Below are 463 nucleotides of genomic sequence, written 5' to 3'. Positions count from 1 at the left end.
ATCGGAGATCGGCTTGTGTCTGGACTTGACCTTACGCTTGACCCGGAGCGGCAGCTTCGGCGTTTCGAGGTGATCAACGGTGCCGGCGGTCGGCGTCACTGGTCGGTGGATGACAAGGCGCGGATCATCGCAGAGACGCTGGAGCCGAATGCGATCATTTCCGAGGTCGCCCGCCGTTATGGTCTCAGGCCGCAGCAGGTCTTCGCCTGGCGCCGCGAAGCGCGCAAACAGGTCGCTTCGGTGCAGCAAGATTCTCCTGCCTTTGTGCCGGCGGTTGTGGCGGCGGCGGAACCTGTAGCCAGCCGTTCACCGAAGCAGCGGAAACGGCAAGCCACCCGAGATGCCGGCATGATCGAGCTTGAGATCGACGGCGTCGCGATGCGCGTCGGCCGGGGCGCCGATACCAAGACGGTGGCCGCAGTGATCCGCGCGCTGAAGGCGACGTCGTGATCGGGCCGACGGG

Annotated in this window: 1 protein-coding gene; it reads left to right on the top strand. The window is 65.7% G+C overall.

What is annotated here, in order from left to right:
- Nucleotides 1-69: 69 nt before the first annotated feature.
- On the top strand, nucleotides 70-450 hold the full coding sequence (locus tag E5X34_RS32670; RefSeq protein WP_196815424.1) for a transposase: 381 nt from the start codon (nucleotides 70-72) through the stop codon (nucleotides 448-450).
- The last annotated feature ends 13 nt before the right edge of the window (nucleotides 451-463 follow it).

The organism is Mesorhizobium sp. (assembly GCF_004963255.1).
Lineage (GTDB): Bacteria > Pseudomonadota > Alphaproteobacteria > Rhizobiales > Rhizobiaceae > Mesorhizobium.
This window is presented reverse-complemented; position numbering and strand designations above follow the sequence as displayed.